General features: G+C 70.8%; 20 protein-coding genes. 9 read left to right on the top strand and 11 right to left on the bottom strand.

Going from position 1 to position 25,894, the window contains the following annotated elements; genetic code table 11:
- Positions 1 to 396: 396 nt before the first annotated feature.
- From K8625_RS28775 to K8625_RS28765, 3 genes are all read left to right on the top strand, one after another.
- The gene (locus K8625_RS28775) at positions 397 to 2,511 is read left to right on the top strand and encodes an ATP-binding protein (RefSeq protein ID WP_370640353.1); all 2,115 of its coding nucleotides are present in this window, start codon (positions 397 to 399) and stop codon (positions 2,509 to 2,511) included.
- The gene (locus tag K8625_RS28770) at positions 2,508 to 2,918 is read left to right on the top strand and encodes a response regulator (RefSeq protein WP_046711692.1); all 411 of its coding nucleotides are present in this window, start codon (positions 2,508 to 2,510) and stop codon (positions 2,916 to 2,918) included. The genes K8625_RS28775 and K8625_RS28770 overlap by 4 nt, the downstream gene beginning before the upstream one ends.
- A 611-nt stretch (positions 2,919 to 3,529) precedes the next feature.
- The gene (locus tag K8625_RS28765) at positions 3,530 to 4,342 is read left to right on the top strand and encodes a GvpL/GvpF family gas vesicle protein (RefSeq protein WP_223784491.1); all 813 of its coding nucleotides are present in this window, start codon (positions 3,530 to 3,532) and stop codon (positions 4,340 to 4,342) included.
- Here K8625_RS28765 and K8625_RS28760 read toward each other — a convergent pair.
- Genes K8625_RS28760 through K8625_RS28740 form a run of 5 tightly spaced genes read right to left on the bottom strand, consistent with a single transcriptional unit; the run spans position 4,325 to position 10,403 of the window.
- Entirely contained in the window at positions 4,325 to 5,419 is a 1,095-nt protein-coding gene (locus K8625_RS28760; protein WP_223784490.1) for a hypothetical protein, read from the bottom strand. The genes K8625_RS28765 and K8625_RS28760 overlap by 18 nt on opposite strands.
- Positions 5,416 to 7,287: a Gldg family protein gene (locus K8625_RS28755; protein WP_223784489.1), complete on the bottom strand. Its 1,872-nt coding sequence runs from the start codon at positions 7,285 to 7,287 to the stop codon at positions 5,416 to 5,418. The genes K8625_RS28760 and K8625_RS28755 overlap by 4 nt, the downstream gene beginning before the upstream one ends.
- On the bottom strand, positions 7,284 to 8,006 hold the full coding sequence (locus K8625_RS28750; protein WP_141329342.1) for an ABC transporter permease: 723 nt from the start codon (positions 8,004 to 8,006) through the stop codon (positions 7,284 to 7,286). Before K8625_RS28750 ends, K8625_RS28755 begins: the two co-directional genes overlap by 4 nt.
- On the bottom strand, positions 8,003 to 8,932 hold the full coding sequence (locus K8625_RS28745) for an ABC transporter ATP-binding protein (protein WP_141329344.1): 930 nt from the start codon (positions 8,930 to 8,932) through the stop codon (positions 8,003 to 8,005). Before K8625_RS28745 ends, K8625_RS28750 begins: the two co-directional genes overlap by 4 nt.
- A 52-nt stretch (positions 8,933 to 8,984) precedes the next feature.
- On the bottom strand, positions 8,985 to 10,403 hold the full coding sequence (locus K8625_RS28740; protein ID WP_223747824.1) for a TIGR01777 family oxidoreductase: 1,419 nt from the start codon (positions 10,401 to 10,403) through the stop codon (positions 8,985 to 8,987).
- Between the two features lie 31 nt (positions 10,404 to 10,434).
- Between K8625_RS28740 and K8625_RS28735 the strand changes: the two genes are divergently transcribed.
- The 3 genes from K8625_RS28735 to K8625_RS28725 all read left to right on the top strand — a co-directional run bounded on the left by K8625_RS28735 (position 10,435) and on the right by K8625_RS28725 (position 13,833).
- Positions 10,435 to 11,406, top strand: a complete 972-nt coding sequence (locus tag K8625_RS28735) for an L-threonylcarbamoyladenylate synthase (protein ID WP_223747823.1) — start codon at positions 10,435 to 10,437, stop codon at positions 11,404 to 11,406.
- A 634-nt stretch (positions 11,407 to 12,040) separates the two neighbouring features.
- On the top strand, positions 12,041 to 12,628 hold the full coding sequence (locus K8625_RS28730) for a hypothetical protein (RefSeq protein ID WP_223784488.1): 588 nt from the start codon (positions 12,041 to 12,043) through the stop codon (positions 12,626 to 12,628).
- A gap of 182 nt (positions 12,629 to 12,810) precedes the next feature.
- Positions 12,811 to 13,833: a hypothetical protein gene (locus tag K8625_RS28725; RefSeq protein ID WP_223784487.1), complete on the top strand. Its 1,023-nt coding sequence runs from the start codon at positions 12,811 to 12,813 to the stop codon at positions 13,831 to 13,833.
- On the opposite strand, the gene hemH is transcribed toward K8625_RS28725, so the two are convergent.
- The 6 genes from hemH to K8625_RS28695 form a co-directional block, all read right to left on the bottom strand.
- Positions 13,781 to 14,872 (bottom strand): ferrochelatase, encoded by a 1,092-nt coding sequence (gene hemH / locus K8625_RS28720; protein WP_223747820.1) that lies wholly within the window; start codon positions 14,870 to 14,872, stop codon positions 13,781 to 13,783. The genes K8625_RS28725 and hemH overlap by 53 nt on opposite strands.
- A complete protein-coding gene (apaG, locus tag K8625_RS28715) occupies positions 14,872 to 15,258 on the bottom strand; it encodes a Co2+/Mg2+ efflux protein ApaG (protein ID WP_223747819.1) in 387 nt (128 codons plus the stop codon). The genes hemH and apaG overlap by 1 nt, the downstream gene beginning before the upstream one ends.
- A gap of 67 nt (positions 15,259 to 15,325) precedes the next feature.
- Positions 15,326 to 16,276, bottom strand: coding sequence for a TerC family protein (locus tag K8625_RS28710; RefSeq protein WP_223747818.1), 951 nt, complete (start codon positions 16,274 to 16,276; stop codon positions 15,326 to 15,328).
- Positions 16,277 to 16,399: 123 nt separating this feature from the next.
- Positions 16,400 to 18,538 carry a glycogen debranching protein GlgX gene (glgX, locus tag K8625_RS28705; protein ID WP_223747817.1) on the bottom strand — a complete coding sequence of 713 codons (2,139 nt, stop codon included), beginning with the start codon at positions 18,536 to 18,538 and terminating at the stop codon, positions 16,400 to 16,402.
- Complete coding sequence (treY, locus tag K8625_RS28700; RefSeq protein ID WP_223784486.1) at positions 18,535 to 21,636, bottom strand: malto-oligosyltrehalose synthase; 3,102 nt, start codon at positions 21,634 to 21,636, stop codon at positions 18,535 to 18,537. The genes glgX and treY overlap by 4 nt, the downstream gene beginning before the upstream one ends.
- Before the next feature lie 178 nt (positions 21,637 to 21,814).
- The gene (locus K8625_RS28695; RefSeq protein WP_223747815.1) at positions 21,815 to 22,132 is read right to left on the bottom strand and encodes an SWIB/MDM2 domain-containing protein; all 318 of its coding nucleotides are present in this window, start codon (positions 22,130 to 22,132) and stop codon (positions 21,815 to 21,817) included.
- 398 nt (positions 22,133 to 22,530) lie between these two features.
- On the opposite strand from K8625_RS28695, the gene K8625_RS28690 reads away from it, so the two are divergent.
- From K8625_RS28690 to K8625_RS28680, 3 genes are all read left to right on the top strand, one after another.
- A complete protein-coding gene (locus K8625_RS28690; protein WP_223748024.1) occupies positions 22,531 to 23,511 on the top strand; it encodes an NAD(P)-dependent oxidoreductase in 981 nt (326 codons plus the stop codon).
- 91 nt (positions 23,512 to 23,602) lie between these two features.
- Complete coding sequence (locus tag K8625_RS28685) at positions 23,603 to 24,268, top strand: HAD family phosphatase (RefSeq protein ID WP_046711679.1); 666 nt, start codon at positions 23,603 to 23,605, stop codon at positions 24,266 to 24,268.
- A 13-nt stretch (positions 24,269 to 24,281) separates the two neighbouring features.
- Positions 24,282 to 25,892, top strand: a complete 1,611-nt coding sequence (locus tag K8625_RS28680; protein ID WP_223747814.1) for a lactate racemase domain-containing protein — start codon at positions 24,282 to 24,284, stop codon at positions 25,890 to 25,892.
- Positions 25,893 to 25,894: the final 2 nt, after the last annotated feature.

Here is a 25,894-nt window from a genome sequence, read left to right as displayed (position 1 = left end):
CGGCGCCCATGCCTGGCCGCCTGCTCGGCGTCGGGGCCACCCGGGATGTGAACGAGCAAACAGAGCGGGCCGCCGGGTGTTGGCAAGTCACGCGGGATTCCAAGCGGTTCTGGGGTGGTGGAGCGGCCCGCGATACATAGAGGCAGGGACGGCCCCCCGACCCCTGCCTCGTACCCAGGGAGCCACGAAGGATGCCGGTGGAAAGATTGGCTGGGAGCACCAGCCTCGTCGATGTGATGGACCGGGTCCTGGACCGCGGCCTGCGCTGGGACGGCACCGTCCCACCGGACGCCCCCGAGCCCTGCGCGCCCGTCGTGGTGACCTCCCTGGAGCTTCGCGTCGAAGACACCCCTCCTGCTGACGACACACCTCGACTTCCTCCTGGAGCCTGACGCATTGGTCTCGTACGCCCCGCTCGCCCCAGCCCCCGCCTCCTCCGTCGACGCGCGCCTCGCCCTGGCCGAGCAGCTGCTCGCCTGCGAGTCCGCGAGAGGGTGTGCCCGGGCCGTGGTGGAGTGGCTGCCCGCGCATGCCCAGGCGCTCGCCGCGGCCTGCGTGGCCCGCGAGGAGCCCGGAGCCCGGATGACCTGCCTGGCCGCGCAGGGGCTCTGCGAGGCCCAGCAGGCGGCGCTCGCCGCGTGGTCCGACGCCGACTCCACGCACCCGCTGGCGGACGTGCTCACCCAGGCCGTGCCGCGCTTCTTCCCGAAGGAGCGCGCGCCCCTGCCCTCCCCTGGCGCGCAGGGCCTGTTCGCCGTGCCGCTGGGACGCGCGGGCGCATCCCCCGTGGGCCTGCTGCTGGTCTGGGCGAGCACCCCCGAGCTGCCCGCCGAGGTCGCCTGGGTCGCCGGGCACGCGGGGCCCTTCCTCGCGCGCCAGGCCACGTCCGGTCCGCTCGCCGCGGGGGGCTCGGAGCTGTTCCGCCGCATCATCGACGCGGTGACGGACCCGGTGCTGCTGACGGACCTGGAGGGACGCGCGCGCCTGGCCAACGCGCGCGCGGAGGCGCTGCTGATGGCGGGCCCCGACGCGAGCCACGGCCGCCGCCGCGCCGTGCACCTCAACCAGCGCGTGTTCTCCGCCGCGGTGGCGAGCAGCGCCAGCGGCGGCCAGCCCGGGGTGAGCTGGCGCGAGGTGCCGCTGGTGGACCCCGTGGAGGGGCTGGACCTGCTCTTCGAGATGGTCAGCACGCGGGTGTACGAGCCGGACGGCCGCGAGGCCATGGTCAGCGTGCTGCGCAACGTGACGGACCTGGGCCGCGCGACGCAGGCGTTGGGTGAGAGCTACCGGCGCCTTCGCGCCACCGAGCGCGAGGCGCGCAGCGAGCGCCACCGGCTGGACCGGGTGCTGGACTCCGTGGCGGACCCCATCATCCTGTCGGACCCGTCCGGCGTCACGGTGATGATGAACGAGCCGGCCGAGCGGCTCTTCTCGCTGCCGCCCGAGGGAGGCCGCGCAGCGCAGCGCCGCGTGCGCTCCAACCACGCGACGTTCGTGTCGTTCCTCGCCAACGTGCTGGACACGGGCGGCAGTCCCCGCTGGCGCGGGCACCTGAGCCTGGTGGACCCGACGAGCGGCGCCACCCTGCCGGTGGAGGCGGTGGCGAGCAAGGTGCTGGGCGAAGGCGGGGAGCTGACGGGCATCGTCACGCTCTTCCAGGACCGGGGCGAGGCGCTGGAGAAGGCGCGGCTGCTCGAGCGGCTCAAGGAGGTCTCCACGCTGCTGGAGGCGCGCGTGCAGGTGGCCACCGCGGAGCTGGCGGAGCAGAACGAGAAGCTGCGCCGTCAGGCCATCCAGTTGGAGCAGGCCAGCGCGGCCAAGTCCCAGTTCCTGGCCAACATGTCCCACGAGTTCAGGACGCCGCTCAACGCCATCCTCGGCTACACGAACATGCTGCTGCAGGGCGTGTCCGGGGAGCTGACCGCGCCGCAGAAGCGCAACCTCACGCGCATCGACTCCAATGGCCGGCACCTGCTGGAGGTCATCAACGAAATCCTGGACATCACCCGCATCGAGGCGGGGCGGATGCCGCTGCACCTGTCGGACTTCGTCATCCCGGAGCTGCTCCAGGAGGTGATGGCGGAGATGGACCCCATCATCGCGCGCAGCAAGCTGACGGTGACGACGCACCTGGGCGCGCGGCTGCCGCCGGTGCACAGCGACCGTCAGAAGGTGAAGCAGGTGGTGCTCAACCTGCTGTCCAATGCCCTGAAGTTCACGCACGAGGGCACGGTGAAGGTGGTGGCGGAGTACCAGCCGTCATCTTCCATGCTCACCATCTGCGTGGAGGACACGGGGATTGGCATCGCCCCGGCGGACCAGGAGAAGATCTTCGAGGACTTCCAACAGGTGGACAGCTCGCCCACCCGCGCCTATGGAGGCACGGGCCTGGGGTTGTCCATCTGCAGACGTCTGGCCGACATGCTGGGGGGGCGCGTCACCCTCCAGAGCACCCAGGGGCAGGGGTCGGCCTTCACGCTGCACTTCCCACGACGCCCGAGGCGGACATGACGAATCCCTCCCCGAATCTCAAGCCGCTCGTGCTCGTCGTGGACGACTACGATGACGCGCGTGAGATGTACGCGGAGTACCTGGAGTTCTCCGGGTTCCGCGTGGCGCAGGCGAGGAACGGGCAGGAGGCGCTGGACCAGGCCTTCGCGCTCACGCCGGACATCATCCTGATGGATTTGTCGTTGCCCATCATCGATGGGTGGGAGGCGACGCGGCGGCTGAAGAACGACGCGCGCACGCGCACCATCCCCGTGGTCGCGCTCACGGGGCATGCGATGACGGGCCAGTCCGATGAAGCGAAGGGCGCGGGGTGCGACTCCTTCGTCACCAAGCCGTGCCTGCCCGACGAGCTCGTGGCGGAGGTGCGGACCATCCTCGCCCGGCGCGGAGGCGCCGCGATTCGCTGAGGCGTGCCGTGTCCCGGTCCCCCCGTCCTCCCAGCAAGGCCTCTTCCCGACGAGGCGCCGCCTCGCCCAAGCCCTCCCGCGTCCGACGCGCGGCGCCCACCGCCGAGGCGAAGCGCCCGGGGGGCTCCGCGTCCCGCGCCGCGCCTCCGCGGACCTCCGTTGCTCCCGACACGCCCGCGCGCGGCGGCAAGGCGGAGCGGCCCGAGCCGCGAGCGACGACGCTGTCCCGTGGGAGCAAGGCCGCTGTCACGCGAGAGGTGACGCCCACGTCCGATGTCTCTCCGGAGCTGGTGCCCTCACGCGGGAGCAAGGCTGCGTCCACACGGAGGCTGACACCCGCGAGTCGCGGCGCGGATGACAATACGGCCTTGGGGGAGGCAGCGCTCGCTCGCGGGAGCAGGACTGCCCACACCAGCTCGGACACGCTGACGCCCGACGTCCCGCCCCAGGTGATGCCCGAGAGCCACATCGTCGGTGTGACACCCGACGGTTCGCGGGACGTAGCGCTGCTCGAGAGCACCGGGGGGGCCGTCATCCTGAGTGAGGCCGCTCCCGCGCGAGGCGGCGACAGCCCTCGCCCCATGCGGTCCGCAGCCCCAAGCACTCGGGAGGTGCGGGCCGACCCTCAGGGCAAGAGCGCTCGCCCCCAGCCGGACGCCCCCACGGCCGAGGAGCTCGCGGGGCCCCAGTATCTCTACGGCGTGGTGCGCGCCGACGGCCCGCTGGACTTCGGTCCCATCGGCCTGGGCATGCCGCCCTGCCACGTGCGCGCCGTGCGCGAGGGGGGGCTGGCCGCGCTGGTGTCCTCCACGCCTTCGCGCAGGGTGGACCCGACGCGGGCCCATCTGCTGGCGCACCAGCGCGCCGCCGAGGTGGTGCTGCGCGAGCACACGCTGCTGCCCGTGGCCTTCGGCACCGTGCTGGGCTCGGAGGCCGACGTGCGCGCCATGCTGCGCTCCACGCAGGAGGCGCTCACCTCCGTGCTCACCGCGCTGGAGGGCAAGGTGGAGCTGGGGCTCAAGGTGCTCTACCACCGCGAGCACCTGAACCGACGCATGGAGCTGGAGGACGAGGCGCTGCGTCGGCGCGGGGACGAGTCGGAGGTCGAGCACGAGCAGCGACTGGGGCGCGCGGTGGAGCTGCGCGCCGCGCTGGACATGGCGGCCATGCTGGAGGGCCTGCGCCCGCTGGCGGCGGCGTCTCGCACCGACGCGCCCGTGGGCGAGCGCATGCTGCTCAACGCGGCCTTCCTCGTCGCCCGGCGCGACGGCCCCGCCTTCGAGGCGAAGGTCCGGATGCTCGCGGCGCGCTCGGACCTCTACACCTTCCGCTTCACCGGCCCCTGGGCGCCGTACAGCTTCGTCGACGTGCGACTGGGCCGCGCCGACGCCCCGGAGCCCCGGGTGTCACGGACCGCCGGCTGAGGACACCGGCGTCGTCACCCGCGCGGCCTCGGCGGCCAGCGGGTCCACGCCCGCGTGCAGCCGGACCCACCCTGGCGTGTGCTCGGTGCGCGCGTAGAAGCCATCCGTCGCGCGCGCCACCGTCAGCTCGCCCACCGGCTTGCCACCGCGCCGGTACTCCACGCGGAAGGACTCCTTCGGCTCGCCCCCCGGAGGCTGCTCGTCGCGGCCCAGCAGGTCCAACGGAACCAGCCGCCAAACGCGGTCATGCCAGTTGCGGGTGAACTCGTCCGGCTTGTCCGGCGACTCCTCCGGCGAAAGCGTCACCGGGTTGGGCGCCTTGCCGCTCGCCACGAACGCGCGCGACGAGCCGCCCGACGAGATGACCACCGAGTCGAACTCGCCCAAATCGAAGACATGCAGCCGCCGGTCGACCAGGCGCGTCGTCGCGTTCTCCAGGTCCGGCAGCAACGCGGGGCCGAGCAGGAACACCTGTCCGTCCGAGTCACGGCGCAGGTACGGCGTCCCCCACCCGCCCGTCATCGACGCGAGCGTGAACGACTCCGTCCTGCCACCCAACGTCAGCGTCAGCTTGCGCTGCGAGCCCGTCAGCCCCACCTCCGCCAGCTTCTTCTCATCGAGCACGCCCAACGAGCGCGTGGCACGCAGCGGAGCGAAGCGCGGATAGAGCTTCTGGGCGACCTCGTTGGCCCGCATGTCGCGAGGAGGCGGAGGCGGCTGCGCCGAGGGCTGCGTCCCCGCGTCGGCCGCACCCTGTGCCAGCGCCGCGCCGGCGCCGCCATCCACGGACGTGCCACCGTCGGCGGACGCGTCGGCAACACCCTCCACCGGGGGCAGCGGCTTCGCGGGCTTGAAGCCCAGGCGGACCCAGAGCGCGTCCCGGTCCTGCGAGTCGCGGTACAGCTCCACGTAGCGCGCCTCATCCTCGTAGCGCACCTTGTCCAGCGCGCGCGCCGGCAGCTCCACGACCGTCACGTCACCAGGGGCGCCCGCCGGAGCGCGCTGCCACACCAGGTAGGCGGCCACCAGCGCCACCACCGCGAGGGCGCCCTGCAGGGCCAGGTCCCGGGCCTTCATTGCTCACCTCCCGCCGCCACGCTGGCGCGCGGAGCACGGCGGCCCCGCCGCCGCGTCGTCACGAAGCCCACGGCCAGCACCAGCGCCGGCGCCAGGAACACGGTGGCGTAGAACCACGCCACGTCCTGCTCGCGGGTGTGCTGGATGGGCACGTCCTCCTCCGACGACACCGCGCCGGAGACGGCCTCTTCGCCCGTCAGCCACCGCAGGGTGTCCACCGCGAGGTACGCGTTGCCCATGTTGGGCAGCACCACATCGCTCACCACGTCCGCGTCCGCCATCACCACCGCGCGCATCGGCTCCTTGCCCTTGGCGGCGGGCTCCTCCACCGCCACCACCAGCGGCCAGGTGCGGCGCATCTCGCCCGGGTCCGGGCTGAAGTTGCCGTTGGCGTCCGAGAAGGTGGCCCCATGCGCGCGCACGGAGATGTCGTGCATGACGCCGTTGGGCAGCGGCTGGAGCTGGTCCAGCGCGCCCGCGCCCAGGAAGGCCACGGGGGACTGACCCGCCATCGCGGACAGCGACGTGACGGACGGGTGCGAGCTGAAGCTCGCCGTGCCCAGGTTGCCGCGGTCGCTCTGCTGACGGGCGGTGCGGAAGTACACCTGGTCGTTCGCCAGCGGCGTGCCGAGGTACTTCAGCCCCATGGGCGCGAGCAGCGCCTCGAAGCTGGGGCCCTCCGGCTCCAGCGCCATCCACAGCCGCCCGCCGCGAGACAGGTACTCGCGCACCGCGGTGAGCTCCTCGGGGAGGAAGTCGCGCGTGGCGCCCATCACCACCAGCGCCGCCGCGTCCCCCGGAACCTCGCGGCCCAGGCCCTCCGCGACGCCCAGCGGACGCACGTCCACGTTCTGCGCGCGCAGCAACTCCTTGAGCTGCGCCACGGACGGCTTCGGCATCTCCCCGGGCACCGGCCGCGTCTCCGCGCGCTCGCCATGGCCCGCGGTGAAGTAGACGACGCGGCGGGGCCTGGCCACCGTCAGCAAGCGCCGCTGCACCTCCTGGTCCAGCCGCTGCAACTGTCCCCGCGCGCGGTCCAGCTCCAGGCCCACCGTGAAGGGCTCCTTGCGCTCACCGCGCGCCAGGACGATGGTGCCGTTGTTGTGCACGCCGAGCGTCTTCGCGCGCGCGGGCTCCACCGCCTGGTCCAGCCGCTCCACGCTGAGCAGCCCCGGGCTCTCCACCGACAGGTCGCGGAAGTACTGCCCCACCGCCTCGCCCACCTCGTTCGCGGGCGGGAAGAAGAGCATGACCTGGAGCGGCTCGTTGAGCCCGCGCACCACCTTGCGCGTGGAGTCGCCGGGCTTCGCCGTGCGGAAGTACGACAGGTCCCAGGTCGTGTTCGCCTGCGTGACGACGTACATGGTGGCGAACGCGAACACGAGCACGAAGGACAGCCCCAGCCCCGAGTACAGCGCGCTGCGGGCCCGGCCCGTCTCCATCACCGGCGCGCGCGCCATGGCCTGCGTCGCGACCTCCACCAGCGCCAGCGGCACCAGGCAGCACGCGAGCAGCGCGGGGAACAGCGCCGCCAGCATCACCGCCAGCTTCGGCGCCTTCTGCGACAGGGGGGCGTCGAACAGGGACAGGCCCAGGTCGGACTGGAGGAAGTAGAGCCCCAGCGCCAGAAGCCCCAGCCCGTACAGGCCCAGCACCCAGCCATCCACGCGGCGACGGTCGAGGCTCGCGCCGCGCGAGCCCACGAACCGCCACGCCGTCGCGCCCACCGCCAGCGCCACGCCGAGCCCGGAGAAGAGCCCGCGGCCCGTCCCCACGCCCAGGATGCGCTCGCCGATGAAGACGGCCAGCAGGCCCGCCACGAAGGCCAGCGTCGCCATGAGCCCGCTCCCCGAAGTGCGCGCGCTCATCGCCACCTCCGCGCCTCGAGCACCCGCGTGGCCGCGAACAGCGCCACGTAGGTGACCACCAGGTAGTAGACGACGTCACGCACGTGCACGAGCCCCGATTGGAACGGCGGGAAGTGCTGGTTCCACAGCGACATCGCGCTGAACACGTCCGCCAGCGGCTGCTCCGTGATTCGCGCGAGCAACCAGCAGAGGATGAGCGCCACCAGCATCACCGCGGACGTAATCGCCGCGAGCAGCTGGTTCTTCGCCAGCGCCGAGCCGAACGTGCCCACCGCCAGGGACGCGCTGCCCAGCAGCAACAGCCCCAGGTAGCCGGCGCCCACGTGGCCCCAGGACACCTTGCCGTTCACCAGCACCAACACCGGCATGTACAGCGTGCACAGCACGTACAGCGCCAGGAACGCGAAGCCCGCCAGGAACTTGCCCAGCACGATGTCCCGGTCGCGCAGCGGCGAGGAGTACAGCAGGGGCAGCGTGCCCGTCTGTCGCTCCTCGGCGAGCAGGCGCATGGAGATGAACACCGAGGCGACGATGGTGAAGCCGCTCGAGTAATAGAAGAACTGCGAGAGCACCTCGGCGGAGCGCTTGCTCGCGCCGCCCAGGGCGTACGCGTTGAAGAACAGGCCGTTCAACGCGAGGATGACCGCGATGACGACGTAGCCGCTGAGCGTGCGCAGGTAGCCGGACAGCTCGCGGCGGGCGATGAGCAGCGCCTTCACGCGCGCACCTCCTGACCATGCGTCAGCTTGAGGAAGATGGACTCCAGGTGTCCCGCGCCCACGTCCAGTCGCAGCAGCTCCAGCCCCGCGCCTACCACCGCCTGCGCCACGCGCGGCCGCACGTCCGGCGACGCGCGCAGCGTCAGGGCCACCAGCCCGTCGCGGGCGCTGCCCACCTCCACCTCGCCGAAGGGCCGCAGCACCTCGACGGCGCGCGCGGAGTCGCCCCGCACCTCCACCTCGACGGAGCCCCCGCCGCCCATCTTCCGGCCCAGCTCCTCCTCCGTCCCCTGCGCCACCAGCGTGCCCTTGTGGATGATGAGCAGCCGGTCACACGTCTGGGAGATCTCCGGGAGGATGTGGCTGGAGACCAGCACCGTGTGCGTGCCCTTGAGGCCGCGGATGACGTCGCGCATCTCCACGATCTGCCGCGGGTCCAGGCCGCTCGTCGGCTCGTCGAGGATGAGCAGCGCGGGCTTGTGCACCAGCGCCTGCGCCACGCCCACGCGCTGACGGTAGCCGTGGCTGAGCGTGGAGATGAGCTCGCCGTCCACCTCGCGAAGCCCCGTCTTCTCCTCGGCCTCGCCCACGCGCGCGGGGGTGTCCCTGGCCGTCACGCCGCGCAGCTGCGCGACGTAGGCCAGGTACTCGCCCACCGTCATCTCCTCGTAGAGCGGCGGCACGTCCGGGAGGTAGCCGATGCGCTGGCGCACCTCGTGGGCGTTGCTCACCACGTCATGGCCGTCGATGACGACGCGGCCGGCGGTTGGCAACAGCACGCACCCCAGGACCTTCAGCGTCGTCGACTTGCCCGCGCCATTGAGGCCGAGGAAGCCGATGACCTCTCCCTGGCCGATGGTGAAGGCCAGGTCCCGGATGGCCGCGTGCTCACCGTAGTACTTGGTCAGCCCTTCGACCTGAATCATAGGGGGCCATTCCATCAGTCCCCCCAGGGGGGATTGTCAAGCCTCGAACCGCTCAGCCATGGCGGAACTCCGGGCCCGCCGTGGTGCGGCCGAGCGTGAAGCGCAGCGCCCCCTCCAGCTCCGGGAAGAGGAACGCGTAGCCGAGCCGCTCGGCGGCGTTGGGGAGCACCCGGGCACCCGACAGCAGGGCCTCCTGCCCCATCTGTCCGAAGAGCGTCCTGATGACGGCCGCGGGCATGGGCAGGAAGGCGGGCCGCCGCAGCACCCGGCCGAGCGTCCGGGCGAAGTCCGCCTGCCGCACCGCGCCCGGCGCCACGGCGTTGATGGGCCCCCGGGCCGCCGGGGTGAAGAGGCTGAAGTGGATGAGTCCCAGGATGTCCTCCATCGACACCCAGCCCATCCACTGGCGCCCCGAGCCGATGGGCCCGCCGCCGCCCGCGAGGAACGCGGGCAGCATCTTCGCCAGCGCGCCGTCGCGCGCGTCCAGCACCGGGCCGATGCGCAGGTGCACCACGCGGATGCCCGCGGCCTCGGCGGGCGCGGTGGCGGCCTCCCAGACGCGGCACACGTCCGCGAGGAAGCCCGTGCCCGGCGCGCTCTCCTCGGTGAGCGGCTCGTCACCCCGGTCGCCGTAGATGCCGCTGCCGGCCGCGCACACCAGCACGCGGGGCTTCTTCTTCATCTTCGCCAGCGCCTCGGCCAGCGTGAGCGTGCCCTCGGAGCGGCTCTTGAGGATGGCGTCCTTGTACTCGGGGGACCAGCGCTTGCCGGCGACATTGGCGCCCGCCAGGTGCACCACCGCGTCCACGCCCTCCAGCGCGTCGGTGTCCACCTGTCCCTTGTCCGGCGCCCACGCCACCTCGTGCCGCGAGGCGTCCGCCCGCCCTCGCACCAGTCGCTGGACCTGGTGGCCTCCGGTGGTGAGCAGCGGCAGGAGCGCCGAGCCGATGAGCCCCGACGCGCCGGTGACGGCCACGCGCAGCGGGCCCTGGTCCGCGAACGCGGCGTGGCGTCGCGCGTCCGTGAGCGTCACCCGGTGGCGATAGGCGAACATCCGCTCCAGGGTGTGGCGCGCGAAGCCGCCTCCGAGGAGCCGGCCTGGCGGGCCCATGGGCAGGGCGTACTCGATTTCGTCCTCGAGGATGGAGGAGTGGGTGGCGGGCTCGGGCCACATGCGATGGGTGTGGACCCACTTGGAGAAGGGGCCGGACACCTGCGTGTCCTGGAAGAGGGAGCCCTCGACGTACGCGGTGTGCTCGGCCACCCAGCGTCGGGGGATGGGGCCCATGCGCATCCGCATGACGACGCGGGCGCCGGTGTGGATGCCGTCGCCGGTGCGCTCGAGCAGCTCCATCCGCTCCCATGGGGGCGTCAGCCGTGCGAGCGCCCCTTCCCGGGCATGCCAGGCGAACAGCTCCGTCGCGGGGATGGGCGCCCGACTGCGCGCCTCGAAGACGAGTGACTTGCTCATGACGCCTCCTGGCGCGACAGTGCGGCATCGCATGGTAAAGCCGGAGCTCGTCGAACGCGCGGTGGAAGTGCTGCGCAGTGGTGGTGTCATCGCCCTGCCAACGGAGACGGTGTATGGCCTGGCGGCCAACGCCGAGGACGAGCTGGCCGTGCGCCGTGTCTTCGCCATCAAGGGTCGTCCCGCCACCCATCCGCTCATCGTCCACCTGGCGGGTGTCGAGCACCTGACCTCGTGGGCCCGGGAGGTCCCCGAGGCCGCGCGTCGCCTCGCGGACGCCTTCTGGCCGGGGCCCCTCACGCTGGTGCTCCCGCGCACGCCGCGCGCCACGGACGCCATCACCGGAGGCCAGGACACGGTGGCCCTGCGCGTGCCCGGACACCCCGTGGCGCTCGCGGTGCTCAAGGCCCTGGGCGGCGGCGTGGCGGCGCCGAGCGCGAACCGCTTCGGACGGGTGAGCCCCACCACCGCGGAGCACGTGCGCGTGGACCTGGGGAGCGACGTGGACCTCGTGTTGGATGGCGGACCGTGCGACGTGGGCGTCGAGTCCACCATCGTCGATCTGAGCTCCGGCTCGCCCGCCATCCTCCGGCCGGGCGGACTGTCGGCCGAGGCCATCGAGCGGGTGCTGGGGCATCCGGTGCCGGTGCGCGTGGCCTCGAAGGTCCGCGTGTCGGGCTCGCTGGAGTCGCACTACGCGCCCCGCGCGGGCGTGGTGCTCGCGGAGCCCACAGAGGCCGCGGCCCGCGTGCGTGCATTGAGGGAGCAGGGGTTGAGCGTCGGCGTGCTCGGGCCGCGAGGGCTGGAGCTGCCAGGGGATGTGCCGCGCTTCGACGTGCCGGAGGACCCGGCGGGCGCGGCGCGCGTGTTGTACGCGAGGCTGCGCGAGGCGGACGAGAAGGGACACGACGTGCTCGTGGCCTGTCTGCCCTCGGCCAGCGGCCTGGGCATCGCGGTGCGCGACAGGCTCGCGCGCGCCGCCGCGCCTCGCACGCCCCATCACTGAGCGCGTCGGCCACCTCGGCCGGCACGCGCGTCCGGCGCATGAGCGCGGCACAGACTTGCGGGCCCTCGAGCATGCCGGCGCAGGTGCATGCACTGACGTCACTCCCGAGGCAGGGCGCACGCTCGAACCGTGGCACCACCCGAGCCGCGCGGTCCCTGGCACATCCGAGGCTTGGCGCACACTCGAACCGTGGCACCATACGAGCCGCGCAGCCCTGGCACATCCGACGCTTGGCGCACGCTCGAATCGTGGCACCACCCGAGCCGTGCGGTCCCTGACACATCCGAGGCAGGGCGTCTGAATCGACCTCGCGCCACCTGCGCCGCGCCTGGCACATCCGAGGCTTGGCGCCTGACGACCTCGCGCCGCCTGCGCCGCGCCTGGCACATCCGAGGCTTGGCGCCTGACGACCTCGCGCCACCTGCGCCGCGCCTGGCACATCCGAGGATTGGCCCCTGACAACCTCGCGCCGCCTGCGCCGCGCAGCCCCTGGCACATCCGAGGATTGGCGCCTGACGACCTCGCGCCGCCTGCGCCGCGCGATATGCCGCGCGCGCTTCCGCGTTGTTCAGGACGTCCCGCGTGTGAGGCGAGTCTCCCTCCGCACGCGGCCACACCCGGGAACGAGGCGACGATGACGATGACGAGACGGTGGCTCGCCGTATGCGCGGGCCTGGCGGCGGTCGTGTGCGCATCCGGCTGCGCCAGCAGTCCTCAGAAGGCGCTGCTCGGTCGGACCAGCGGGCTCGTCGTCTACGACTTGCCCGCCATGCAGGTGATGAAGGCCGCGGAGGCGGAGCTCGGTGAGCGCGGCTACGCGCTGCTGCCCAGCACCGACCCCTACTTCCTCCAGACGCCGTGGAAGGTGAGCGGCAACTACGACATGGGCTCCAGCTGGTCGCGCCTCTACGTCGAGGGCCGCGTCCGCGCGGACGGGCGCTTCGTCGTGCGCGCCTACGAGATGGCCGCCACCACCTTCGCCAGGACACAGGCGCTGCCCTTCGGCCTGCGCCAGACGACGAGCGCCACCATCGACGACAAACCCAACGCCACCCCCGCCGAGCTCATCGCCTCCGAACCCGAACTCCAGACGCGCTCCGCTCGCGCCAACATCCGCCGCAACCTGGACCTGGAGTGGGCCATCCTGGAGCGCCTCAACCCCGACTTCGCCAACAAGGTGAAGGAGCAGGTCGACCTCTACGTCGCCCACGAGCCCCGATGACGCATCCGGACAACCCTCGCGGCCCCCAGCAGCGCCGCGAGGGCACGTCCCCAGGGCCCGAGGCCCGCTCGGACCGTGACTCCACCCGGGCGCGCCGGGGGACACGCGGCCGGGTGACGGACTTGAATGAGGGGTGGGGCTCCGATATCCCGCGTGTACTCCCAGAGGAGCGTCCCCGCGTGATGCGAAGCCTGTTCGGACTGGTCGTCGCCCTGTCGTTGTCCGCCTGCAAGGAAGAACCCCGAGGCCAGCTCGAGCCCATTCCTCGTCCTCCGGGCCTGAAGGACGCCCCCGCCCCGGGAGCCGCGCCCACCGCCGCCGCCCAGCCTCCGGTGGACCCGTCCAAGGTCACCCTCCGCTGGAAGCTCGCCGCGAGCGCCCCCGTCACCTACCACCTGGACCTGGAGCGCTCCGGCGCCGCCCCCGCGCCGCAGGAGGCCGCCGAGGAGACGCCCGCCAAGGGCAAGAAGGGCAAGGGCAAGGAGGAGCCTGCTCCCCCGCGCGCCGCCGCCCCCGCCGCGTCCTTCCCCACCGGCTTCACCTACGTGCTGGAGCGCACCAACTCCGGCGACTACCGCCTGCGCGTGCTCCCCGAGGGCAAGGACACCACCGAGGACACGGGCGCGCTGAGCGAGCGCGGCTTCGTGCTCGACGGCCTCCAGGGCATCAACCGCAACATCGCCGCGCTGGTGCTGGAGCTGCCGCTCGCGCCCGTGGGCCCCAACGACACCTGGGCGCTGGGCACGGAGCTGCTCACGCACGACGCGCTGGGTCCCCTGTTCACCACCACCAAGACGGAGCGCCGCAACCGCGTGAAGCTCACCGCGCTCACCCAGGAGGGCGACGACCAGGTGGCCACGCTGGAGTACGACCTGCTCGAGCAGCTCTCCGGCAAGGTGACCAGCCGCCGCGCCCCGCCCGCGGTGCCCGCGCGCGCGGACGACCCGGCCGAGGAGGACGCCGAGCCCGCCGACGAGTCCGCCGGCCCTCCCACCACGGACGCCAGCGCCGAGGTGCGCATCACCGGCAAGGGTGAGTTCCTGGTGAAGGCCGGCCGGTGGCGCACGTGGGAGGGCACCATCGCGTCGTCCTCGCGCGGGCCCTTTCCCGCCAACGCCCTGCAGGTGCCGCCCGGCACGGTGAAGCTCAAGCTCACCGCGCGGGAGTCGGCGCCCCCCGCGGCCACGGCGAAGCCCCAGCAGTAGCCGCGCCGTCGGACTCGCGCACCATCCGCACCACCGCGTCCACCCACGTCGGGTGGGCGTTGAGCGAGGGGACGAGCGTCAACGACTCGCCCCCCGCCTCGACGAACTGCTCGCGGGCGCGCATGCCCACCTCCTCCAGCGTCTCCAGGCAGTCGGCGACGAAGGACGGGCACATCACCGCCAGCCGCTTCACGCCCTGCTTCGCCAGCTCCGGCAGCACCAGGTCCGTGTAGGGCTTCACCCACGGCGTGCGCCCCAGCCGAGACTGGAAGGACACGCTGAAGCCGCCCTGGGGAAGTCCCAGCCGCTCGACAATCCCCCGCGTGGTGGCGAAGCACTGGGCGCGGTAGCAGTGCCGGTTGGCGTCCGTGAGCGCGTCGCAGCACCCTGCGGACGCGAAGCAGTGCTGGCCCGACGTGTCCGTCTTGCGCACGTGCCGCTCCGGCACGCCGTGATAGCTGAAGAGCACGTGGTCCGCGCGGGCCTCGGCAATCACCGGCCGCGCGACCTCCGCGAAGGCGTCCAGGAACGACGGGTGCCCGTGGAAGGCCGGAACCGCGCGCACGTTGGGCACGTCCCAGCCGCTGGAGAGCACCTCGTACACGCGCGCCAGCGACGACGCCGACGAGGACGTGGCCTCCTGCGGGTACAGCGGCAGCACCGTGAAGTCCGACACGCCGCGCGCGCGCATGGCCGCCACCGTGTCGGGGATGGACGGGCTGCCGTAGCGCATGGCCAGCGCCACGTCGTACTCGTGGCCCAGCTTCTCGCGCACCGCCACCTCCAGCGCCCGGCTGTACACGAGCAGCGGCGAGCCCTCCGGCATCCACACCTTGCGGTACGCCTCCGCGCTCTTGGCCGGGCGCGTGGGCAGGATGATGAGGTTGAGCAGCATCCAGCGCCCCACCGGGTGGATGTCCACCACGCGCGGGTCGCTCAGGAACTCGCGCAGGTAGCGCCGCACCGGCCCGCTGTGGGGCGCGTCCGGCGTGCCCAGGTTGACGAGCAGCAACCCTCGCTTGTTCGCGGGCGTGTTCATCAGTGCAGGGCGTTGGGCAGCGTGAGGGCGAACTCGGCGATGCGCGCATCGAAGTGCGAGCCGTCCGGGCGCTCCATGTCGTAGCTGCCGCGCATCGTCCCGAAGGGCGTGCGCAGCATCGCCCAGCTCGTGTACTCGAAGCGCTCGCCCGGGGCCACGCGGGGCTGGCGGCCCACCACGCCCTCCCCCTTCACCTCCTCCACCTTCCCGGAGGCATCCGTGATGACCCAGTGCCGCGCCTTGAGCTGCGCGGGCGCCTCCCCCTCGTTGACGATTTCCACCGTGTACATGAACGCGTACTGCCCCGACTCGGGCGAGCTGCGCTCGGGCCAGTAGGCCGGCTTCACGGTGATTTTGATGCCATCAGTGGTGGCGCTGGAAGACATGCCTCCACATTTGAAGGCAAGGCCCCCGGGTTGCAAGCAAAACCCCGGCGCCCCCCCGCCCCCGGGCTCAGGTCTTGGCGCTCTCCCGGTCCTGACCGGGCTCCGGGCTCTTGGGCCAGATGAGCGAGGCGATGATGGCCAGCAGGAGGATGCCGCCAATCACGCCCAGCGACAGGCCGATGTGGATGTGGATGTCGAAGAACGTGATGAGCATCTTCACGCCCACGAAGGCCAGGATGGCGCTCAGCCCCAGCTTCAGCAGGTGGAACTTCTCCATCAGGCTGGCCACGACGAAGAACAGCGAGCGCAGGCCGAGAATCGCGCACACGTTGGACGTGTAGACGATGAACGCGTCCTGGCTGATGCCCAGCACCGCGGGGATGGAGTCCAGGGCGAAGAGCAGATCCGTGGCCTCCACCACCAGCAGCACGATGAACAGCGGCGTCACCTTGCGCCGGCCGTCCTCGGTGACGAAGAAGCGGCTGCCTTCGCCCATGCGGGCCACCGGCAGCACCCGGCGCGCGAGCTTGACGATGCCCTGCTGCTCCGGGTCGATCTCCTCGTCCTTGGAGAAGAGCATCTTCAGCGCGGTGAAGACCAGGAAGGCGCCGAACAGGTAGATGAGCCAGTGGAAGCGCGACACCAGCGCCGTGCCGGCAATGATGAGCACCGCGCGCATGACGAACGCGCCCAGGATTCCCCAGAACAGCACCCGGTGCTGGTGCTCGGGCGCCACCCGGAAGTAGCTGAACACCAGCAGGAAGACGAACAGGTTGTCGACGGAGAGCGAGTACTCCACGACATACGCCGTCACCCACTGGAGCGCGGGCGTGCTGCCGGAGAAGTACCAGATGCCTCCGCAGAACGTCAGGCTGATGGTGATCCATACCAGCGTCCAGATGCCCGCTTCCTTGGGCGTCACCGCGTGGTCCTTGCGGTGGAACAGCCCGAGGTCCACGGCGAGCATCGCCAGGACGAAGAGGTTGAAGCCCACCCAGAGCGCGACTTGCGTATTCACGTATGAATCCTGTTTCAGGAACGGCGGGCGCACCCTAGCGGCGGCGCGTCCGGGCGTCGACACTTCCGTGTAACCGCCCAGGCCCCCACCTGGAGGCCCGGCCCACCGTCCCCGCCCGCGGCGCTACTCCGTCGACGGCCGGCGCAGCACCATCAACGAACGCCCCGCGACCTGCACCTTGCCACCCGCCGGTGTGTGGGCGTGCTGGGACTCCTCCGACGTGGATGTGTCCACCACCTGCTCCCAGTCCGCGCCCCACTCGAGCGCCGGCAGCAGGAAGCTGATGGGCTCGTGGTGGGCGTTCATCAGCACCAACAGCGTGTCACCGACAATCCGGTTGCCCTCGTCGTCCGGCGCGGCGATGGCGTCCCCGCCCAGGAGGATGGCGAGCGAACGCACATAGGGCTTCTCCCAGTCGTCCTTGCGCATCTCCTTGCCGTCCGGCCGGAACCACGCCAGGTCCTTCAGCTCGCTGTCCCACATGTGGGCGCCGCGGAAGAAGCGGCGCTTGCGCAGCACGGGCTGCTCGCGGCGCAGGCGCGTCAGCCGGCAGGTGAAGTCCAGCAGCGCGCGCTGGGTGTCGTCGAGCTCCCAGTTCACCCAGGACAGGGCGTTGTCCTGGCAGTAGGCGTTGTTGTTGCCCTTCTGGGTGCGGCCCATCTCGTCGCCGGCCACCAGCATGGGCACGCCCTGGGACAGGAAGAGCGTGGCCAGGAAGTTGCGCTTCTGCTGCTCGCGCAGGGCGTTGATTTTGACGTCGCCCGTCTCGCCCTCCACGCCGCAGTTCCAGGAGTGGTTGTCGTTGCCGCCGTCGCGGTTGTCCTCGCCGTTGGCCTCGTTGTGCTTGTCGTTGTAGGTGACCAGGTCGTGCAGCGTGAAGCCGTCGTGCGCGGTGACGAAGTTGACGCTCGCGGAGGGCTTGCGGCCCGACAGCGCGTACAGGTCCGAGCTGCCCGTGAGCCGGTAGCCGATCTCCGCCGCCTGCCGGTCATCGCCCTTCCAGTACCGTCGGATGGTGTCGCGGTACTTGCCGTTCCACTCGCTCCACAAGACGGGGAAGTTGCCCACCTGGTAGCCGAAGTCGCCCACGTCCCACGGCTCGGAGATGAGCTTCACCCGGCTGAGCACCGGGTCCTGGTGGACGATCTGGAAGAAGGCCGCGCGGGTGTCGTAGCCGTGCCGGTCGCGCCCCAGCGTGGTGGCCAGGTCGAAGCGGAACCCGTCCACGTGCATCTCTTCCACCCAGTAGCGCAGGCTGTCGGCCACCAGCTTCAGCGCGTACGGATGCGTGGCGTTCCACGAGTTGCCCGTGCCGGTGACGTCCAGGTAGTAGCGCGGGTCCTTCTCCGTCAGCCGGTAGTACGCGCCGTTGTCCAGGCCCTTGAAGGACAGCGTGGGCCCCAGCTGGTTGCCCTCGCAGGTGTGGTTGTAGACGACGTCGAGGATGACCTCGATGCCCGCCTTGTGCAGCGCCTTCACCATCCCCTTGAACTCGTCCACCTGGGAGCCCGGGCCGCCCGGGGCGCTGTAGCGCGCGTCCGGCGCGAAGTAGCCCAGCGTGCTGTAGCCCCAGTAGTTGGTGAGTCCGCGCTCGACGAGGAACGGCTCGTCGACGATGTGGTGGATGGGCAGGAGCTCCACCGCGGTGACGCCCACCTTCTTCAGGTGCTCGAGGGTGGCCGGGTGTCCCAGGCCCGCGTAGGTGCCGCGCAGGGCCTCCGGCACGCGGGGGTTGAGCTTCGTGAAGCCCTTGACGTGCAGCTCGTACAGGACGGTCTGGTGCCACGGCACGCGCGGGTGGGTGTCCCCCTCCCAGTCGAACGTGTCCTCGAGCACCACGGCCTTGGGCACGCCCGCGGCGTCGTCCTGCTTGTCCTGGACCAGGTCCTCGTCCTTGCCGCCCTGGACGTGGCCATAGATGGGCGCGCGGTAGTCCACCTGCCCGTGGATGGCGCGGGCATAGGGGTCCACCAGCAGCTTGTGCGGATTGAAGCGGAAGCCCTTCTTGGGCTCGAACGGCCCGTGCACGCGCAGGCCGTACAGCGTGCCCGGCTTCAGGTCGGGCACGTACCCGTGGAACACCTGGTGCGTGGTCTCCAGGAGCGGGAAGCGGCGCGTCTCGCGCGTGGGCTCCTGTGCGTCGTAGAGGCAGACCTCCACCTTCTTCGCGTGCTCGCTGAACACCGCGAAGTTGACCCCGTGCCCGTCATACGTGGCGCCCAGGGGGAACGGCTTCCCTGGAAGCACCTCGGCCCTCCTCATCCCGTGCTCCTCTCCAGCAGCACCACCGGGAACCGCTCCAGGAGCGGCGCGAGGGGCAGCACCACGCCACCCGCACCACGCTCGGGCCGCACCTGTCGCCCGGTGAAGACATCGCGGAACATCATGCCCGCATATGCCTCGGGAAGGTCCAGGAACGTGTCGGCATAGGCGCCGGAGAGCCCCTGGGGCGACTCCAGGGCCTCCAGCACGTAACGCGGCGCGCACACCACCACGCCCGCGTCGTCCAGCTCGCGCGCGAAGGCCACCGCCGCCTGGGCGCGGGGCCCGGACAGCTCCAGCGCCCGGTAGCCGCCCCGCCGGAACAGGTCCTGCTGACGCTGGCGCAGCCGCAGCCCATGGGCCAGGAGGAAGAGCTTGGCCCGCCCGTCATCCAGGCCCGCCACCAGCCGCGAGCACAGCCCGGGCGCGTCCTCTCGCGCCTGCGCGTCCAGCTCCTCCAGGAGCCGTGAGCGCAAGGTGAAGTCCACCGGCCGCCGGTTGTCCGGGTCCACCAGGGACAAATCCCACAGCTCGCAGCCCTGGTACGTGTCCACCACGCCGGGCGACGCGAGCTTGAGGACCAGCTGCCCCAGGGCGTTGTGCTGCCCGGCGCGCTCGATGCGGCGCTTGAAGACGCGCACCTCCTCCAGGAAGCCCCCGCCCTTCTCCTCGTCGAAGCACGCGTCCACGAAGGCCGCCACCGCGTCGTCGTAGGCGCCGTCCGGGTTGGTCCACGAGGTGCGGACCTTGGCCTCCTTGATGGCCTTGGACATGTACTCGCGCATCCGGCGGTGGAAGTCGGCCCGGGCCTCGGGCGACAGCGCCTCCCCCATGGGCCAGGCGCCCACGAGCGTCTGCAGGAACAGGTACACGTCGTTGGCGCTGGGGGCCGCGCCGGACGGCAGGGCCTGCGCGAACTTCTCCGTCAGCCGCAGCCAGCGGCGCGCGAGCTTGCGCCACTCCTCGGGCAGCTCCGTCAGCACGTTGATGCGCGCGCGCACGTCCTCGCTGCGCTTGGTGTCGTGGGTGCTGGTGGTGAGCTGGCTCGCGGGCCAGTGCTCGGCGCGCTCCTGGTTGCGCAGGTGGAAGGTGGTGGTGCGCGTGCCGAAGCGCTCGGGCTCCCCGCCCACCTCGTTGAGGCTCACCAGCCGGTTGTAGATGTAGAAGACGGTGTCCTCCAGGCCCTTGGCCATGACGGGGCCCGTCACCTGCTGCAGCTTCATGGCGAAGCGCAGCATGACGGCGCGCTCGCGCTCGTCGGACTGGGGCGGGTACTGGCGCAGGAGGATGTCGCGCAGGAAGTCGAAGATGGACGCGTTGGTGGTGGCGTTGCGCTCCTTGGCGCGCTGGATGGTCCACTCCACGTACTGCACGTCGCGCGCGTCCAGCCCCGGCCGCCAGCCGTCCACGTACGTGCGGTACACGGGGAACAGCGCGATGAACTCCACCAGCGCGCGCCTGAGCGAGTTGAGCGTGAAGTCGCGCGTCCTGCGGCTCATCTCCGAGATGCGGTTGAGCTCGTGCGCCAGCACGTTGATCTCACTCGCCATGGACACGCGCATGATGAGCAGCTTCTTCTGGTAGACCAGCTCGGCGAAGTCGCCCTTCTCCCCGGTGAGCCGCTCGTACGTCTCCGTCAGGTGCGGCTCGGCCGCGGGGTGCACGAACACGCCGCTCACCGCGTTGGCGAAGCGGTAGCCGGTGGTGCCGTGCACCGCCCACGCCTCCGGAATGCGCTCGCGGCCGCCCTGAATCTTCTCCACCACCACGTACAGCGCCTTGCGCAGGACGCTGTCCGGAGACTGCGTCACCTCCGCGCGCCAGCGCTCCCTGAGCGCCGCCTCCACGCCCGGCCAGCGCGTGTCGTCCCCGGCCAGGTCCTGGAGGAACACCGCGTGCGCGCGCTCCACGAAGTAGCGCTCCTGCAGGTCCAGGAAGTACGCCGTCGGGTCGAACAGGCCGTCCGGATGGTCGATGCGCAGCCCGGTGACGCAGCCGTCGCGCAGCCAGCGGAACACCAGCGCGTGCGCCTCCTGGAACACCTCCGGGTCCTCCACGCGGATGGCCGCCAGCCCGTTGATGTCGAAGAAGCGCCGGTAGTTGATCTCCTCCCCCGCCACCCGCCAGTGCGCCAGCCGGTAGCTGCACGAGGCCAGCACCCGGTCCAACAGGTCGAACGAGCGCGGGTTGCCCGGCTCGCCGTTGAAGACGCGGATGTTGTCCTCGATGTACGCGGCGACCTCCGGGCTCTTCTCCACCACCGCGGCGAGCCGGCGCTTGATGACCTCCTTCTCGCGGTGGCGCTCCACGACGCGGGGGCGCTCCACCTCCGTGCGCAGCGGCAGGTGCTCGATGGCGGTGAGGATGGAGAGCAGCTCCACCATGGGCTCGGACTCCGCGCCCAGCTTCGCCTCCAGCCGCTCCAGCCCGTGGCGCAGCACGCGCCCGTATTGCCGGGGCGCCAGCGGCAGCAGGTGGTCGTAGTAGTTCACGAAGAAGGCGCCGTCGCGGAAGGACAGCTTCAGCTCGCCCTTCTCCAGCACCACGCCGTACTGGTCGCCGAGTATCGGCAGCAGCACCTTGTCGCGCAGCTCCTCCTTCACCGGCGACCAGTCGATGTCGAAGTACTTGGCGTAGACGGAGGACGGGCCGTTCTCCAGCACGTCGAACCAGAGCGGGTTGCCGCGCTCGATGCCCATGTGGTTGGGCACCACGTCCAGCACCTGCCCCAGGCCGTGCTCCTGCAGCGTGGCGCACAGGGCCTGGTGGTCCTCGGTGGAGCCCACCTCCGGGTTGAGGTGCTGGTGGTCCACGCAGTCGTAGCCGTGGGTGCTGCCCGGCGTCGCCTTGAGGTAGGGGGACGCGTACAAGTCACTGATGCCCAGGCGGCGCAGGAACGGCACCACGTCGCGCGCCTGCTGGAAGGTGAAGCCCTGATGCAGCTGCACCCGGTAGGTGGACAGCGGCGTCCGGGGGCGCTCGACCAGCGCGTCCTTCACCCGCTTGAACAGGCCCTCGGCCAGGGCCTCGGCGCTCAAGGTGGCACCCGACGAGCCCGTGGGAGCCGTCCCCTCTTCTTCCAATCCGTCGCGGAGCATGGGGCCCAGAGGTAGGGCGCCGTCGCGCGCCGCGCCAGCACCCAGAGCGGCTTCCGACCTCCAGCCAACGCTCCAAGGGCCCGGATTCCCACGAGCCTCGCGCCACAAAAGCAGAGGGCTCACCGGAATCCACCGGAGAGCCCTCGAGATGCAGCCGCCGGGCGGGCCGGCGTCGGGTTCAGCTCAGCTGCTTGTTCACCAGCGAGGTCATCTCGAACATGGTGACGTTCTTCTTGCCGCCGAAGATGGGCTTGAGCTTGTCGTCGGCGTTGATCTGCCGCTTGTTCTTCGCGTCCTGGAGGTTGTTCTTCTTGATGTACGCCCAGAGCTTCTTGACGACCTCGGTGCGCGGCAGCGGCTTGTTGCCGACGATCTCGGCCAGGGCGGCGGAAGGAGTCATCTCCTTCATGAACGACGCGTTCGGCTTACGCTTCGGGGCAGCAGCAGCCTTCTTGGCGGCGGGAGCCTTCTTCGCAGCAGCTTTCTTGGCAGCCATTCGTCTTGAGTCTCCTCCCCTCCGAAGGGGACGTTGTGCGGCCTCGCTTGATTTTAAGCCAGTGCCGGTGGGGCGTAGGTAGCACGCCCAAGCCCGAAAAACAGCCCTCTCCTGCGTTTTTCCCTCGGGAAACGCCCTACGCAACGCGTTTCATGCCCGAGAAACCGGCTCCGCAGCACGTTTTCCCTCGGGGGCGAACCTCACGGACGCGAAAAATGCGCCCGGACGGCCACCGCGCCAGGGTGCATTCCTGCTCGGGAGCGGCCCCCCTTCGTCGCCGCCAGGGCCCGACCATCCGGCCTCCGCGCGATTCGTCGTCCCCCGGGCGCTCGAACGGGCCCGGATGGGAAAACCCCTTGCGGACGAGGTGTACTTTTTCGGATGAAACGCCCATGCCCATGCGTGCCCTCATCACCGGAGCTGGTGGCTTCCTCGGAATCTGGCTGACCCGCGCCCTCGCCGCGCGGGGTGACAAGGTGACGTGCCTCCTCAGGCGAGGCTCGGATGCCTCGGGCCTGGAGGGCATCCCCCACACCCGCGTGGAGGGGGACGTGACACAGGGGGCCTCGCTCGGCCCGGCGGTGGAGGGACAGGACGTCGTCTTCCATCTGGCCGGTGTTCGCCGCGGCGCGACACGCGAGGACTTCATGCGCGTCAACGCCGAGGGCACCCGCCTGTTGTGCGAGGCCATGGTGGCCTCCGGGAGCCGCCCCCGGCTGGTGCTCGTGGGCTCGCTGGCCGCCATGGGCCCCTCCTCCCCCACCCGTCCCCATGTGGAGGAGGACCCCTTCCGGCCCTACGAGTGGTACGGCGAGAGCAAGGCGGAGGCGGAGCGCATCGCCTTCTCCTATGGGGACCGGCTGCCGGTGACGGTGTCCCGGCCGCCGCGCATCCTGGGGCCGTGGGACCGCGAGAACCTGGCCTTCTTCCGGCTGGCGACGAAGGGCATCCGGCTGGAGCTGGCCGGAGGGCCCCGCCCCCTCACCATGGTGGACGTGGAGGACGTGGTCGACGCGCTCATCCTCCAGGCCGAGCACCCGCGCGCGGTGGGCGAGGCCTTCTTCTGCGCGGGTCCCGGCGAACCCCTCTCCCTGGAGTCGGTGCAGGACCTGGGGGCCCGGGCGCTGGGGCTGTCACCCCGCACGGTGCGCGTGAGCCCCTGGCTGCTCACCACCCTCGCGTCGGCGGCGGACGGCGTGTCGCGCGTGACGGGCCGCAAGCTGCCCCTGAGCCGGAAGATGGCGCGGCAGCTGCTCGCCCCGGCCTGGACCTGCTCGGGCGCGAAGGCCGAGCGGCTGCTGGGCTTCCGTCCCCGAAGGGGGGTGGAGGACGCGGTGCGCCGCAGCGCCGAGTGGTACCGCGAGCATGGCTGGCTCTAGCCGTGCTAGCAGGGTCGGGGCTTGCCGCCCCCCGGCCCCCTCGTTTCGTTGACCTACCCCCCCTTGGAGTGTCAGGAAGCTGCGCTGCCACATGCCCTCGAAAGCCGCATTTTTCGATGTCGACGGGACGCTCGTGAAGACGAACGTCGTCCACGTCTACGCGTACTACGCGATGAACCGGGGCTCCGTGCTCGGCATCGCGGGCAGGACGCTGAGCACCGCGATGAGCGTACCGCTCTTCGGCGTCATGGACGCGCTGGACCGCAAGACGTTCAACGAGTTCTTCTACCGGTACTACGCGGGGTTGAGCGAGGACCGGCTCGTCACCATCGCGGAGGACATGTTCGAGGACGTGCTCAAGCCGGCGCTCTTCGAGCAGACCCAGGACCTCATCGACCAGGCGCGCCGCAGCGGCTGCAAGGTCGTGCTCGTCACCGGGGCGCTGGACTTCACCATGCGTCCGCTCGCCCGGCACCTGGGCGCCGATGACCTGATCGCCAACAAGATGCAGTTCGTGGGCGGCAAGGCCACCGGCAAGGTGATTCCGCCCATCATCGAGGGCGCCAACAAGGCGAACTCCATCCGCGCCTACTGCACCAAGGAGGGCCTGACCCTGGACAAGTGCCACGGCTACTCCGACAGCGCCTCTGACTACGCGATGCTCGCGGTGGTGGGACGTCCCACCGCGGTGAACCCGGACCTGCGGCTGCGCTCCATCGCGCGCGCCTACAACTGGCCCATCCTCGACCTCAAGTAGCCCCCTGCCCGCCATGCGCCCGTTCAAGACGCTCCAGAAGCTGTACGACGAGGAAAGCCAGGTCGTCATCACCGAGAAGGGCAGCCCCCCGCGCGCCCTGTTCTACGGTGAGGGTTTCCTCCAGGAAGACCTGCCCGTGGGCACCCGGGTCATCTTCCCCCGTCCGCCCATGGCGGGCGTGCCCAACGTGAAGGCCGCCATCCGCTGGGCCATCAACCACCCGGAGGGCATGGAGCCGCTGCACGCGCTGCTCAAGCCGGGCATGCGCCTGACGTGCGTCATCGACGACATCAGCGTGCCCCTGCCGCCCATGGTGACCCCGGACGTGCGCCAGTCCATCCTGGAGATCGTCCTGGAATTGGCCGCGGACAGCGGCGTGGACGACGTGCACCTGGTCATCGCCAACGCGCTCCACCGCCGCATGACGGAGGGGGAGATGAAGCGGATGGTGGGCGAGAAGATCTTCGACGCCTACTACCCGGACCGCTACTACAACCACGACGCGGAGGACCCGGACGGCATCGTGGCGCTCGAGCGCACGGCGCACGGCGAGGAGGTCTCCGTCAACCGCCGCGTCGCGGAGAGCGACCTCATCGTCTACGTGAACGTGAACTTCGTGCCCATGAACGGCGGGCACAAGTCCATGGGCACCGGCGTGTCCAACTACGCGTCGCTCAGGCACCACCACAACCCGAAGACCATCCGGGCGTCGGACAGCTACATGGAGCCGAAGACCAGCGCGCTCTATCGCAGCAACGAGCGCATCGGGCGCAACATCGACAAGCACCTGAAGGTCTTCCACATCGAGACCACGCTGAACAACCGCATGTTCGGCGCGCCCGTGGACTTCCTGGCCAAGCGCGAGGAGGACTACACCGAGGGCGACCGGCTGAAGTTCCAGGCCATGCGCTACGCGCTGTCCAAGATGCCGCGCGCGGCGGCGCGCAAGGTGCTCAACGCCATCCCCGCGCCCTATGACGTCACGGGTGTGTACGCCGGGGCGACGGAGCCCGCGCACCAGAAGACGCTGGAGACCAGCTGGAAGCAGTACTCGGTGCCGGTGGAGGGGCAGAGCGACATCGTCATCTTCCCCATCCCGTTCATCTCCCCGTACAGCGTCAACTCCATCCTCAACCCGCTGCTCGTGCAGGTGATGGGGCTGGGCTACTTCTTCAACCTCAACCGCGGCGTGCCGCTGGTGAAGAAGGGCGGCGTGCTCATCCTGCTGCATCCGGCCTACGACGAGTTCGACCCCGAGCACCACCCCAGCTACATCGAGTTCTTCCACCGGCTTTTGCCGGAGACGCGCGACTCGATGAAGCTGGAGCACAAGTACGAGAAGGAGTTCGCGGAGAACCCCAGCTACGTGCACCTGTACCGCAAGAACAACGCCTACCACGGCGTGCACCCGTTCTACATGTGGTACTGGGGCGAGAACGGCCGCCAGCACGTGGGCAAGGTCATCGTCGCGGGCGCGGAGAACAACCACGTCCCGGCGCTGCTCGGCTGGGACCGCACCGACACGCTCACCGAGGCCATTGAAGAGGCGCGCGGCTTCATGGGCCGCTCGGCCACCATCAGCCTGCTTCGCATCGCCCCCACGGTGATGGTGGACGTGAAGTGAGG

The organism is Myxococcus sp. AS-1-15 (assembly GCF_020037055.1).
Lineage (GTDB): Bacteria > Myxococcota > Myxococcia > Myxococcales > Myxococcaceae > Myxococcus > Myxococcus fulvus.
The sequence above is the reverse complement of the archived record's forward strand: the minus strand, read 5'-3'. Positions and strand labels throughout refer to the sequence as shown.